Genomic DNA, 12,754 nt, shown 5'->3' with positions numbered 1-12,754 from the left:
CGCGAGCCTTATTTGTCCCCAGTCTGCGGCTAATACGGCGCGATTGCTGACCGGTGGGGATCAATGGCCAATTGTTCGTGTATCGGTGGGAAAGCACGCTGTGGGCAAGCCTCGCGTGGGCATAACCGGCAACCCGACCCGATGGGAACGGCCGCCGACTGGTCCTCCAAGTCCAACCCGTCGGAATACACCGTGCGTTCTGCATGCCGGATTTCGCATCCCAACCCAATCGCGAACATTTTGCCGGGTTGGCCCCAAGCTGCGCGGTGGTGATTAACCGTGCGGGCAATCCACAAATACCGTCGGCCATCGGGCATCTGTGCAATCTGCCGCATGATCTTTCCGGGGTAGCTAAACGTTTCATATACATTCCACAGTGGGCAGGTACCTCCGGAGTGCGACAGGTGCAATCCAGAGGCAGATTGCCGCTTGGACATGTTGCCCGCTCGATCCACTCGCACAAACGTCCATGGAACCCCACGCAGCGATGGCCGTTGCAACGTGGATAGGCGGTGGCAGACTGTTTCATAGCCCACACCGTATTCGCGCATAAGAAACTCTAGGTCATACCGGGATTGTTCCGCGGATTCGTGGAATTGGCGGTAGGGCAACAACAAGGCTGCTGCCCAGTACGTGGCTAGGCCGCGGGAAGCCAGCGCACGGGCATCGTCGGACTGAAAATGTCCCAAGTCCACCAAGCTAGCGATGGTATCCCCAGCCTCTAGAAATGCCAGCTCGGTAGCTAAGCGAAATGCAATTTGTCCGGGGCGCATCTTCGTCGATACAAATAGTTCCCGCTTGGAGGAATCAAAGTAGTGCTGGGTATCGCCCAAATCCGTGGAATACGTCACGGGTACTCCATGCTGATCGATTAGCCGGGTGGCAATGATCTGCTCTTTGTGATGTATCTGCTGCGCTGGCCTACTTGTTTTATTGACGCCCCGCTGCATCCGTGCCAATTCTCCCGCTAGCGCCTCGGCTTGCACATCGAGGACGTCTACGTAGTTTTGCCTGGCGTAAAAGTAGTCGCGGACTTCTTCGTGCGGCATGGAGAAGGCTTCTGGTCCCGATGCGCGTCCAAAGAGTTCCCCGCGGGGGGTAATGGATAAGACGGCATTGCCCTGCAGGCGCTCGTCCGTGGCTAGGGAAAGCTTGTCCGATACATTGCGATAGCGAGAGTGCATCTCCACCATGGCGCGGGCCAAGGTGGGGTGATTGCGGACCAGATCCGCGAGTTCAGCCACGTCTACGGGGGTTGGGCACACTTCCCGATCGTGAACCACGTCCTGAACCTCGGCCAGCAGACGCGTGGCGTCTTCCCGAGAAAAGAAAGTGGCATCCACTCCGAAAGTCGCAGTGAGTTTAGCTAGTACAGCGACAGTCAGAGGGCGTGAATTGTGTTCAATTTGGTTGACGTAGCTGGCGGAAATTCCCAGTTTGTCGGCGAATTCGGCTTGCGATAACCGGCGGTCTTTCCGCAGCTCGCGCAAGCGAGATCCGACGAACACATGTGAGGAAGCCATGTGGACAGCATACTGCGTGAATGCGCCGGGATAATTCGCTGGTGCAACAGAAAACTACTGTGTGCTGATCATTCTTTGTAGTTTGCTGTGTAAGGAGGGTGGGCGCTCGCGATGGAGATGCGGTTGAACGCATTGATGGCGATAGCTGCCCACTGCGCGGCCGCCAACTCGTCCTCGTTGAGGACCTGCGCAGCTTCGGCGATGGCGGAGTCCAACGCTGGGCCACTCAGTGTGAGCTCGCCTCCAGCGGGGCGCGTGAGAGCCTCGGCGATAGTGAGGCACGCCCGCTCTCGCTCAGTGAAAACATCCGAATCGCGCCAGGCGGAAAGCAGGTCCAGCTTGAGCTGGGATACGCCTGCGCGCCGGGCAGCGGGGAAGTGGACACTCAGGCAGGCGGTACAGCCATTGATCTGTGATACCCGTACGTTGACCAGCTCGCTAAGCGCACGGTCGATTCCCACAGCCTCGCTGGCTTTTCGTACTTCCTTGGAAACCTCGACTATGGCTTTGTAAGTGCCGGGCTGGCTCTTGTCTAGATACGGCCGGTCAGCGGAGGGCATTGATTTCTACCTGATTCCTTTCCAACGAGGGAGGATTTTAGAGAGCGATAAGGGGCAAAGAGGGAGGAAACTAGTTCGAGTTCTGCACGAACGCTACATCGTCACGGGTGGCGCGACGGAACTCGCCTCCCTGAGCTGTGAAGTCATCTCCATTTTTGTCGAGGAATCCCTTGACCAGTGGGCAGACGGGTACGATAACGAGGTCATCCTTGCGGCTAGCCTCTAGTGCCTCGCGGACCAAGATCGTGGCCAAACCACGGCCTCCGTATGCTTCGTCGACTTCGGTGTGGTAGAAAATCCGCTCGCCATCGTGGTCGAGGAAGAAGGCGCGACCGGCGGTTACACCGTCAGCTACAACATCGATGCCGAATGCGCGGCCGTCGGAGGTTGGTTGAACGGTTACTTCAGCGCCGGTTTTGTCCTGCAGGTTGCTCATGGTTGTTCTCCTTATGGTTGATAATTGGAATGAATTGTTGGTGGCTCGAGCGAATTGTCGGTAGCTGGGGGGCTACTTCTTTCCGAACGAGACCGTCTCGGTGCGCTCACCCGGTTCTGGCAAGTCCGCACGAGCATGTGGTGCCGGGTTCTTGCGGGGCTTGATCATCACATTCGGCAGATCCGGGGCGGGCAGCCAACTTAAGCCATCCGCATTTTTGTTCGGCCCGCCGTGCCCCTCGTAGTTCTTCACTTCGCCAAAGCGCTCGGTGCGGGCTTGCCACTGTTCCCGGTACTCCGCGATTTCCTCACTGGACCGACCCACGAAGTTCCACCACATCACGATTTCTTCGGGGAAAGGCTCTCCGCCCAATAGCACTAGGCGGGCTGGATCGTCGGAATCGTTGCGGATTCGCAGGGTGGTGGTGCCGACACCGGTGTAACCGATCGCGGAGACTGGAACTGGGGTGTTTTCCAACGTCACATCGCCTTCGTCCACTAGTAGGCCGTGTTCAAACTCTGGGTTGACCTCGAGCGTGATAGCGCTATGGGGTTCGACTTTCAGTTCTGCGCCTAGCAGTGGGGAGTGAGTTTCAATCGGACTGGTGGAGCCGGCGAGCGATCCGATAAACACGAGCGCTGATCCACCCTCGATGGTCACTGGCTGGGGTGCGTAGTGATCCAGGGCGCGCGGGGCGGTTGAACGGACATCGTTGGGCAATGCCAACCACAGCTGCACTCCGTGCAAGGTTGTGACATCGGGGGTGGAGGTTTCCGAGTGGCATATGCCCGCTCCGGAGGTCATCAGGTTGACTTCGCCCGGCAGGACCATACCGCGGTTATCACCGGAATCAATGTGCTCGATCTTGCCTTCGAAAAGCCAACTCACAGTCTGCAAGCCGGTGTGAGGGTGAGGGGCTACATCCATTCCGCCTGTCGCCGAAACGTCCGAGGGGCCATAGTGATCCGCGAAGCACCACGCTCCGATGAGGGAGCGCTTCTTCTGGGGGAGCGTTCTGCGTACAGGCATGGCTCGGGGGCCACCGAGGGGAACCTCGCGGTGGGTGATGATTTCCACATCCGCGTAGTCGTGGTCGGCAGAAGTAGCGCTTTCTACGTTGCCACGATCAGCGTCCGGCTCGCCGCCAGAAGTGCAGACCCGTTCGAGGGGTTGGGGGTCGAGGTTGCTCATGCCGCCCAGTATAGGTGACTAATCACGCACTCGCATGGGTTTGTAAATTTTCGCTTGAATTAGCTGGCTTTAGTTCGTATCCGCCCGCCTCAAAGCTCCCCCTCCTCTTCGCTCCGCCGCACGGGTGGGGCGAGGTGTGTGGTGCGGTAAACTCTCGCACCCGGGGGTGGTAGGTTTTGCGCAAAGAAAAAGCCGGGAGGCTCACAACAATGATGTTGCGAACTTCCCGGCGGGCAGGTTCTACGTCAACCGCGCTTTCGCCTGGACCTTAAAAGATCGTGGCAGAGGTAGGCGGTTCTTAGTGGAACTGGCCTTCCTCGGTGGAACCCTTCAGGGCAGTGGTGGAGGAGTTTGGATCCACGGTGGTGGCGATCTGGTCGAAGTAGCCAGCACCAACCTCGCGCTGGTGCTTCACAGCGGTGAAGCCGCGCTCCTCGGCTGCCTTGAACTCGCGGTTCTGCAGGTCCACGAAAGCGGACATCTGGTTGCGGGCGTAGCCGTAAGCCAGGTCGAACATGGAGTAGTTGAGGGCGTGGAAGCCAGCCAGGGTGATGAACTGGAACTTGAAGCCCATTGCGCCCAGCTCGTTCTGGAACTTCGCGATGGTGTCGTCGTCCAGGTGAGCAGACCAGTTGAAGGATGGGGAGCAGTTGTAGGCCAGCAGCTGGTCTGGGTACTCGGAGCGAACAGCCTCAGCGAACTTCTTAGCGAGCTCGAGGTCTGGGGTACCGGTCTCCATCCAGATCAGGTCAGCGTATGGAGCGTATGCCTTCGCGCGGGCGATGCAAGGCTCGATGCCGTTCTGAACGTTGTAGAAGCCCTCAGCGGTGCGGCCACCGGTCAGGAATGGCTTGTCGCGATCGTCAACATCAGAGGTCAGCAGGGTAGCGGCCTCAGCGTCAGTACGTGCAACAACCAGGGTTGGGGTGTTAGCAACGTCAGCAGCCAGACGTGCGGAGTTCAAGGTACGAACGTGCTGCTGGGTCGGGATCAGAACCTTGCCGCCCAGGTGGCCACACTTCTTCTCGGAAGCGAGCTGGTCCTCCCAGTGGGTACCAGCGGCGCCAGCCTTGATCATGGCCTTCTGCAGCTCGTAAACGTTCAGTGCGCCACCGAAGCCGGCCTCACCGTCAGCAACGATTGGAACCAACCAGTTGTCAACGGAGGTGTCGCCCTCAACGCGAGCGATCTCGTCTGCACGCAGGAGAGCGTTGTTGATGCGCTGCACAACCTGTGGCACGGAGTTAGCTGGGTACAGGGACTGGTCTGGGTAGGTGTGACCGGAGAGGTTTGCGTCACCCGCAACCTGCCAACCGGACAGGTAAACAGCCTTCAGGCCTGCGCGGACCTGCTGAACAGCCTGGTTACCGGTCAGTGCGCCCAGTGCGTTGATGTAGGAATCGTCGCCCTTGTTAACGGCGTCCCATAGGATTTCAGCGCCACGGCGAGCGAGGGTGTGCTCCTCGACTACGGTGCCCTGCAGCTGAGCAACCTGCTCTGCGGTGTAATCGCGCTCAACGTTCGCCCAGCGTGGGTTCTCGTCCCAATCCTTCTGGATTTCTGCAGCGGTACGTGCCTTGCCGACGTTAGACATGTAAATCTTCACTTCCTTCTTCAATGGAGGAGTTCGTGTCTCGTGCACCTAGCCGTGGTGGCTGGCGCATCCCAGCGTGCTGCCGGGATAAACCCAGTACGGAACTGGGTGGGGGTGACGACACGGAGGCGGTAGTGCAGCCGACCGTGTGGTGTGAAGCACATCAGGCGGAAGCACCGGTAAGCTCTTGCAAACCCTTGGGGCCTCTGTCGCTGGTTACCACAATACCAATGCAAAAGTGCCCGTCAATGCAGTTTCCCGCGTTATTTGTGTGTGGGGGTGTGGGTAAATTTTGTGAAGTTTGTGAATTTTTTACGAACCTCCCAAAGGTCCATTCTGGTCCGACAGTGGCGTGATGTAGGTCTCTTGCTGGTGTAATGCGTGTGGCAGGGCATATCTGTCTAAGTTGAGACATATTTGGATCAGTATTGCCCCGTGCCCGTTTTGTCCCCGTGGTGGGGGTGGCAAAAATGTCGTCTGCGTTCCAATTCCAGCCACACGTGATGAAAGTCACCTAGGGTGGAGACGAAACTATAAGAATCTTGTCGCGCTGGACTGGGAGCGTTAGACCGAACTCGGTTTTCAGCGCGGAAAGATTCGACAATGATCACTGATCACTAAGGAGTCGCTATGACCATTGACCAGAAGACAGAACGCATCTCTGCAGGCGGACTGCAGGTTGCCAAGACTCTCTACGACTTTGTCAACGGTGAGGTTCTGCCACGGGTCGGTAAGGATTCCGCCGAAGACCAGAGCAAGTTCTGGGATGGCTTCGGCAAAATCGTTGAAGAATTCACCCCTCGCAACCGTGAACTTCTTGCCAAGCGCGATGAGCTGCAGGAGAAGTTGGACCAGTGGTACTCCAGCCACGCTGGCGAGCAGAACCCCGAAGAGTACACCGCCTTCCTTAGAGAAATTGGCTACCTCGTAGACGCTCCTGCTGATTTCAAGATCAACACCCAGAACATCGATACCGAGATCGCCGAGACCGCGGGCCCGCAGCTGGTGGTTCCAGTTCTCAATGCTCGTTTCGCTATTAACGCTGCCAACGCTCGCTGGGGCTCTTTGTACGACGCCCTCTATGGAACCAACGCCATTTCAGAAGAGGGTGGCGCTGAAAAGGGCAAGGGTGGCTACAACAAGGTCCGCGGCGACAAGGTCATCGCTTGGTCCCGCGATTTCCTTGACCGCGCTGTGCCACTGGAATCCGGCTCTCACAAGGATGTCACCAAGTACTCCGTAGCAACCGGCCAGTTCACCGCGGAGATCGATGGCCAGGAAGTTCACCTGCGCGAGCCGGATGTGTACGCGGGTTACGCCGGTGACGAGGCCAACCCAAGCTCCATCCTGTTGCGCAACAACGGCCTGTACATCGACATTCAGATCGACCCAGAATCCCCAGTTGGTTCCACCGACAAGGCTGGTGTGAAGGACATCGTTCTCGAGTCGGCTGTTTCCACGATTATGGACTTCGAGGACTCTGTGGCTGCGGTTGATGCTGCGGACAAGACCCTCGGCTACCGCAACTGGTTCGGCCTGAACACCGGTGAACTATCCGAAGAGGTCACCAAGGGCGACAAGACTTTCACCCGTCGTATGAACCCAGACCGCGAGTACACTGCTCGTGACGGCTCCACCCTGCGCCTGCACGGTCGCTCCCTGCTGTTTGTCCGTAACGTGGGCCACCTCATGCAAAACCCAGCCATCCTGGATCAGAATGGCCAGGAAATCTTCGAGGGCATCATGGACGGTGTCATCACCTCGGCATGTGCGATCCCAGGTCTGGATAAAGACAACGAGCGCGGAAATTCCCGCACCGGCTCCATCTATATCGTGAAGCCAAAGCAACACGGCCCAGAAGAGGTTGCATACACCAACGACCTGTTCGCTGCGATCGAGGACCTGCTGGGTCTGGAGCGTTACACGCTGAAGGTCGGCGTCATGGATGAAGAGCGCCGCACTTCCGCCAACCTAGATGCCTGCATCGCCGCGGTGAAGGACCGCCTGGCCTTCATTAACACGGGCTTCCTCGACCGCACCGGTGATGAGATCCACACCTCCATGGTGGCCGGTCCAATGATCCGCAAGGGTGAGATGAAGCAGTCTAAGTGGATGCTCGCGTACGAGGATAAGAATGTCGATGCTGGTCTGGAGCACGGCCTGCCGGGCAAGGCTCAGATCGGTAAGGGCATGTGGGCCATGACTGAGCTGATGGCTGAGATGCTGGAGCAGAAGATCGGCCAGCCAAAGGCCGGCGCGTCCACCGCATGGGTTCCTTCCCCGACGGGCGCTACGCTGCACGCTACGCACTACCACGAGGTCGACGTCTTCCAGGTACAGGAGAAGCTGCGCACGGAAGGTCGCCGCGATACTCAGGGCGACCTGCTGACCATCCCTGTTGCTGGCGCGGCCAAGGGTGAAGGCAACGCAAACTGGAGCGAGGCTGAGATCAAGGAAGAGCTGGATAACAACTGCCAGTCCATCTTGGGCTACGTGGTTCGCTGGGTCGAGCAGGGCGTGGGTTGCTCCAAGGTTCCGGACATCCACGACATTGACCTGATGGAGGACCGTGCTACGCTGCGTATTTCTTCCCAGCTGCTGGCTAACTGGCTGAAGCACGATGTTATCAGTGAAGAGCAGGTCATCGAGTCCCTGCAGCGGATGGCTAAGAAGGTTGACGCGCAGAACGCTGGTGACGAGGCTTACCGCGATATGGCGGCAGACTACGATGCCTCCGTCGCGTTCCAGGCCGCTAAGGACCTGATCCTCAAGGGCCAGGAGCAGCCTTCCGGTTACACCGAGCCGATCTTGCACGCTCGCCGTCGCGAGTTCAAGGCTAAGAACGGCATTGTTTAAGACCTAGTCTGAAATCGGCATAGCCATTCAACCCCATTGTTTCTTCCGCGGAAGAAGCGGTGGGGTTTTTCCTTGATCAGCTGATGTCGTCCGCTCCGACTACGATGGAAATCCGATGAAAGGACGCTGCATGACCAACAATCCACGGCCCCTGTTCGACTACCAAGCAATCCTCTTTGACCTCGACGGAGTTATCACCCCGACCGCTGAATTGCACCGCCAGGCGTGGCGCCGCATGTTCTCGGCATTCCTTAACGAGCGTGGGGCTGAGGCTTATACGGAACAAGACTATTTCGACTACCTCGATGGCCGCCGCCGTGACGAAGGGGTCGCTGCTTTGTTGGCCAGTCGCGGTATTTCGGTGCCCGAGGGGCAGATGGACGACGCCGCCACGGTCGATTCCATTCACGGCCTCGGCAGGCGGAAAAACGAGGACTTCCTTCAGCTCGTGGAAGAGGGCGTGGAACCGTACCCAGGATCGGTCGAGTTGTTGGATGCTCTCGCTGCTGCGGAAGCCGATGGGCAGCCCGTGCCACGGATCGGAATCGTCAGTTCCTCCAAGAACGCCAAGCAGGTGCTCGAATCCGCTGGGCTCTTGGATCGATTTGAGATTGTGGTCGATGGGAATGTGGCGTCGGACGAAGGTTTAAAAGGCAAGCCAGCGCCGGATACCTACCTGCGAGGTGCCGAGCTACTGGAATCAGAGGCGGAAAACGCAGTTGTCGTGGAGGATGCGACGAGTGGTGTGCAATCCGGTCGCGCGGGAAACTTCGGCCTCGTGGTCGGTGTGGATCGGGGCGCAGGTGGGGAAGCACTCAAGGCAGCGGGCGCAGATGTGGTAGTTGCCGACCTGGCGGATCTGCTGCCACGTTAAAATCATTCAGGCAACGAGAGACCAATACAACGGGAGCAATACGCAATGGGTGAGAAGAAGGACCAGCAGCAACTTCAGGAGTTTCTCGCTTCGCAGCGAACGAAAACCAACATTGGTCCTCGGCGCCCTATTGATGGGGAGGATCTGGCGGCTAAAGACTTCCGGCTGGACTGGAAGCACTACAAAGTAGAGCCCCGGAAGAAGATCGACCGCGAGAACAACCCAGTTGATGAATGGGCGTGGATCGAGACCCACCCGAACCGCATGGACTTGGGGGTTTCCGAGACCCTGTTCGCACTGTCCAACGGGTACATGGGCCTGCGCGGCAATCCCGATGAAGGGCGCGATTCAGCCCACCACGGCACGTTCATAAATGGTGTGCACGAGACATGGGATATCCAGCACGCTGAGAACGCATACGGTCTGGCACGCCACGGGCAAGGCATTATCTCCGTCCCCGATGCCAAGGCAATGCGCCTCTACATTGACGACGAGCCATTCCGATTGGGGAATGCTGAAGTCACGGAATACAAGCGCAGCCTCGATTTCCGTGAAGGCGTGCTGCGCCGCGAGTTGGTATGGCGCACGCCCGGTGGAAAGCACATTCGCGTGACCAGCGAGCGCATGGTGAGCTTCCAGGAGCGCCACTTGGCAATCATGTCGCTGGAAGTGGAGCTGCTGGATGACGATGCGGCCGTGGTGATTAGTTCTCAGCTACTCAACCGCCAAGACGGGGAGGATGAATTCCCCGACAGCAACGCCAAGTTCGATGAAGCGGAATTTGATCCGCGACGTGGGGAGCAGTTCCAAGAGCGCGTGCTGTTGCCGAAGTATCAGATGTCCTCCGAGCCAGAACGTGCGACGTTGGGTTATCAAGTGAACCACTCCGGGATGACCGTGGCGGCCTCCATGGACCATGAGCTAGACGTACAGAGCCCAGCGGAGGAAACCAGCGACGTGGATGCTGGTGCGGGGCTAGGCACTGGTGTGGAGATCTCGACTGAGGTGAAGGAGGACGTAGCCCGTGTGACTTATCACGTCAATGGTCGCAAGGGAATGAAACTGCGGTTGGAGAAGTTTGTTTCCTACCACTCCTCGCGCCATGTGTCCCCCGAGGAGCTGGCGTTCCGCTGCGCGCGCACGATCAACCGCGCGAAGTCCGTGGGGTTTGAGAACCTAGTGCTCAACCAGCGCGAATGGCTGGATCGTTTCTGGGATCGCTCCGATGTGAAGATCGGTGGTCAACCGGAGCTGCAGCAGGCGGTGCGGTGGAACATTTTCCAACTGATTCAGGCCTCTGCGCGTGCAGAGACCAGCGGTGTGCCTGCCAAGGGAATGACCGGCAGTGGTTACGGTGGGCACTATTTCTGGGATACCGAGATTTACGTTCTTCCGTTTCTGTCCTATACCAACCCCACGTTTGCGCGTAATGCGCTGCGGTTCCGTTGCGACATGCTGCCCGCGGCCAAGCAACGCGCGTTGGAATTGTCCCACGATGGTGTGCTGTTCCCGTGGCGAACCATCAATGGCCAAGAATCGTCCGCGTACTATGCTGCCGGCACCGCGCAGTATCACATCGATGCTGATATCGCCTTCGCCTTGATGAAGTACGTCTACGCCACCGGTGACGTGGACTTCCTGCTGGAACAAGGTGTGCACATTTTGGTGGGAACGGCCCGATTCTGGATCTCCATCGGGTTCTTCAACAGTGGCAGCAAACGTTTCGAGATTCACTCGGTGACTGGGCCCGATGAATACACCACCGTGGTGAACAACAACCTGTACACCAACGTGATGGCGCGCTATAACTTGCGTGTCGCTGCCGGTGTGTTGCGACAGATGGCTGAGGAGCGCCCGAAGGAATACAAGGCGCTGATGGCAGACGAGGACCTCTCGGATGACGAGATTGCGCTGTGGGAGCGGGCGGCCGAAGAAATGCTTATCCCGTTCAACGAGGAATTAGGGGTTAACCCGCAGGATGATTCCTTCCTGCTGCGCGAAGTATGGAACTTGGACGACCCCAACGGTGAGCCCAAGCGTCCGCTCCTGCTGCACTACCACCCGCTGACGATCTACCGATACCAAGTTGTGAAGCAGGCCGATGTGGTGCTGGCGCTGTTCCTCCAAGGGCAGGCCTTCCCCAGTGACATCAAGCGCGCCAATTACGAATACTATGACCGTTTAACTACGGGTGATTCCACCCTCAGCGCAGTTGTGCAATCCATCGTGGCTGCGGAACTGGGTTTGAAGGACACCGCTGACCACTTCTTTCAGCGGGGTTTGTTCGTGGATCTTGCCGATATGCATCACAACACATCTGACGGTGTGCACATTGCCTCGTGCGGTGGAGTGTGGACGGCCTTGACATTCGGATTTGGTGGGTTGCGCGATTACTACGGCCAGTTCTCCATTAGCCCCCGCCTGCCGGAGGAGTGGGAATATCTCACCTACCAAATCACGCTCCACGGCCAGCAAATTCAAGTCACTGTGCGCGAAGACGAAGTAGAACTCGCTGTGGTTGATGGGGATCATAAGATCGGTCCACTGTGGGTCATGGGTGAAGAGGTTATCGTCGGTCGCGAACCCGTCATTGTGAAGGGGGATACGCTCCTCACTGATGAATCAGATCGGGAAGCGTGGGGCGATCATGCGCGCGCACACCGTCGCGCGAACCACGAAGATGCCCGTGCTCAAATCGCCGTGCCCGGTTTTGCCGGGAATGGTCTTAAAGATTCAAACGAGCGCAGTGAAGTGAGTGCGGAGCAACCGGGGCAGCAACCGGAGGGGTAGAAATATTCCCCCTGAAAAGTTCCAGCCCCCGATAACCTGCCCCCATAACGGGGGAGGTCGGGGCCTGTGAATTACCGCAAAGTAGTCGTTAAGGGGGGTTCAGATTTACAGTATTCATGACACTGGAGGTGCCATGACTGTTAAATATGACGACCGGGACGCAATCGTCCACGGAAAGATAACGACGAAGCCTCTGCGCGAGAAAGCAGGGGTCCCAACTTGGGCGATGAAGCTGACGATGGCCGTGACTGGCGTCATCTTCGCTCTCTTCGTCTTGGTCCACATGCTCGGAAACCTGAAGGTTTACATGGGGGCCGAATCCTTTAATACTTACGCCGATTTCCTGCGTGAATTCGGTCACCCACTCTTGCCACACGAGTTGTTCCTCTGGATTGCTCGTATCGTGCTGCTGGTCTCCCTGGTGCTGCACGTTTGGTTCGCGTTCGCGCTGACCTCGCGTTCTCACCGGTCCCGTGGCCGCTTCAAGCGCAAGAACATGGTGAGCAGCTTCAATACGTTCACCGCGCGCACGATGCCGGTAACGGGCCTGATCTTGCTGCTGTTTATCATCTTCCACATCCTGGACCTGACCTTGGGTGTGAAGCCTGCGGCGTCCGGTGACTTCCAGGGTGCGGTGGATGGCTCTCATGCGGCCTACCAGAACTTGGTCGCATCCTTCGAGCGTCCTGTGGTTGCCATCTTCTATATTTTGGCGATGGTCATCCTGTTCCTGCACCTGTCCCACGGTATCTGGACCGCATCTTCGGATTTGGGTATCACTGGGCACCGCTGGCGCCAGGTCATGTTGTGGGTTTCCTACCTGCTGCCCGCGATCATCATGATCGGCAACATCTCTATCCCATTGGCGGTCATGTTCGGTTTGGTTGATCAGGCTCCGTTCGTCCCCATGCCTGGGCATTAATTAGCGCG

Annotated in this window: 9 protein-coding genes; 4 read left to right on the top strand and 5 right to left on the bottom strand. The window is 58.0% G+C overall.

Annotated features, from left to right (window positions below):
• Nucleotides 1–29: 29 nt before the first annotated feature.
• The 5 genes from ramB to aceA form a co-directional block, all read right to left on the bottom strand.
• Nucleotides 30–1,523, bottom strand: coding sequence for an acetate metabolism transcriptional regulator RamB (gene ramB / locus CAURIC_RS09995; protein ID WP_035113537.1), 1,494 nt, complete (start codon nt 1,521–1,523; stop codon nt 30–32).
• Between the two features lie 68 nt (nt 1,524–1,591).
• Nucleotides 1,592–2,083: a carboxymuconolactone decarboxylase family protein gene (locus CAURIC_RS09990; RefSeq protein ID WP_035113539.1), complete on the bottom strand. Its 492-nt coding sequence runs from the start codon at nt 2,081–2,083 to the stop codon at nt 1,592–1,594.
• Nucleotides 2,084–2,153: 70 nt separating this feature from the next.
• The gene (locus CAURIC_RS09985) at nt 2,154–2,519 is read right to left on the bottom strand and encodes a GNAT family N-acetyltransferase (RefSeq protein ID WP_035113540.1); all 366 of its coding nucleotides are present in this window, start codon (nt 2,517–2,519) and stop codon (nt 2,154–2,156) included.
• Between the two features lie 72 nt (nt 2,520–2,591).
• Nucleotides 2,592–3,710 (bottom strand): pirin family protein, encoded by a 1,119-nt coding sequence (locus tag CAURIC_RS09980; RefSeq protein WP_290182718.1) that lies wholly within the window; start codon nt 3,708–3,710, stop codon nt 2,592–2,594.
• 298 nt (nt 3,711–4,008) lie between these two features.
• Complete coding sequence (aceA, locus tag CAURIC_RS09975) at nt 4,009–5,304, bottom strand: isocitrate lyase (RefSeq protein ID WP_035113542.1); 1,296 nt, start codon at nt 5,302–5,304, stop codon at nt 4,009–4,011.
• A gap of 630 nt (nt 5,305–5,934) precedes the next feature.
• Here aceA and CAURIC_RS09970 point away from each other — a divergent pair.
• From CAURIC_RS09970 to CAURIC_RS09955, 4 genes are all read left to right on the top strand, one after another.
• Nucleotides 5,935–8,160 (top strand): malate synthase G, encoded by a 2,226-nt coding sequence (locus tag CAURIC_RS09970; RefSeq protein WP_035113543.1) that lies wholly within the window; start codon nt 5,935–5,937, stop codon nt 8,158–8,160.
• A 130-nt stretch (nt 8,161–8,290) separates the two neighbouring features.
• On the top strand, nt 8,291–9,034 hold the full coding sequence (locus CAURIC_RS09965; RefSeq protein WP_328286708.1) for an HAD family hydrolase: 744 nt from the start codon (nt 8,291–8,293) through the stop codon (nt 9,032–9,034).
• 45 nt (nt 9,035–9,079) lie between these two features.
• On the top strand, nt 9,080–11,824 hold the full coding sequence (locus CAURIC_RS09960) for a glycoside hydrolase family 65 protein (protein WP_290182715.1): 2,745 nt from the start codon (nt 9,080–9,082) through the stop codon (nt 11,822–11,824).
• A gap of 133 nt (nt 11,825–11,957) precedes the next feature.
• Nucleotides 11,958–12,746 carry a succinate dehydrogenase cytochrome b subunit gene (locus CAURIC_RS09955; protein WP_035113546.1) on the top strand — a complete coding sequence of 263 codons (789 nt, stop codon included), beginning with the start codon at nt 11,958–11,960 and terminating at the stop codon, nt 12,744–12,746.
• Nucleotides 12,747–12,754: the final 8 nt, after the last annotated feature.

This window comes from Corynebacterium auriscanis (assembly GCF_030408435.1).
Lineage (GTDB): Bacteria > Actinomycetota > Actinomycetes > Mycobacteriales > Mycobacteriaceae > Corynebacterium > Corynebacterium auriscanis.
The sequence above is the reverse complement of the archived record's forward strand: the minus strand, read 5'-3'. Positions and strand labels throughout refer to the sequence as shown.

What these genes read in the sequence shown, in the direction of transcription:
- aceA (WP_035113542.1), bottom strand. Translation starts at nt 5,304, where the DNA reads ATGTCTAACGTCGGCAAGGCACGTACCGCTGCAGAAATCCAGAAGGAT.
- CAURIC_RS09985 (WP_035113540.1), bottom strand. Translation starts at nt 2,519, where the DNA reads ATGAGCAACCTGCAGGACAAAACCGGCGCTGAAGTAACCGTTCAACCA.
- CAURIC_RS09955 (WP_035113546.1), top strand. Translation starts at nt 11,958, where the DNA reads ATGACTGTTAAATATGACGACCGGGACGCAATCGTCCACGGAAAGATA.
- CAURIC_RS09965 (WP_328286708.1), top strand. Translation starts at nt 8,291, where the DNA reads ATGACCAACAATCCACGGCCCCTGTTCGACTACCAAGCAATCCTCTTT.
- CAURIC_RS09980 (WP_290182718.1), bottom strand. Translation starts at nt 3,710, where the DNA reads ATGAGCAACCTCGACCCCCAACCCCTCGAACGGGTCTGCACTTCTGGC.
- CAURIC_RS09970 (WP_035113543.1), top strand. Translation starts at nt 5,935, where the DNA reads ATGACCATTGACCAGAAGACAGAACGCATCTCTGCAGGCGGACTGCAG.
- CAURIC_RS09990 (WP_035113539.1), bottom strand. Translation starts at nt 2,083, where the DNA reads ATGCCCTCCGCTGACCGGCCGTATCTAGACAAGAGCCAGCCCGGCACT.
- ramB (WP_035113537.1), bottom strand. Translation starts at nt 1,523, where the DNA reads ATGGCTTCCTCACATGTGTTCGTCGGATCTCGCTTGCGCGAGCTGCGG.
- CAURIC_RS09960 (WP_290182715.1), top strand. Translation starts at nt 9,080, where the DNA reads ATGGGTGAGAAGAAGGACCAGCAGCAACTTCAGGAGTTTCTCGCTTCG.